Below are 244 nucleotides of genomic sequence, written 5' to 3'. Positions count from 1 at the left end.
AACTCATCCATGGCATCCAGCACCGCTTCACGGAAATACGCCAGCGATGCCCGATCAAACAGCAACTGCAGCGCCGGCCTCTCATCGCTCCCCACATTCAGCACGATCACGTTGATCCGCGCCGCCGAGGTCTGCGCCACCGCCCCAACGGGAAACGCCCGGGCGCGCAAGTCCACCCCGCACAACTTGGCCATCACCGCGCTGCAATGCACTCCCGAGAGCTGCAGCCAGGCATGGCTATCCT

Annotated in this window: 1 pseudogene; it reads right to left on the bottom strand. The window is 63.9% G+C overall.

Annotated features, from left to right (window positions below):
* Positions 1-244 (bottom strand): annotated as a pseudogene (locus FQ664_RS26690) (sarcosine oxidase); the annotation flags it as partial.

Source organism: Pseudomonas persica, assembly GCF_900291015.1.
Classification (GTDB): Bacteria; Pseudomonadota; Gammaproteobacteria; order Pseudomonadales; family Pseudomonadaceae; genus Aquipseudomonas.
Note: the sequence above shows the minus strand (reverse complement) of the source record. Positions and strands in the feature narration are given on the sequence as shown.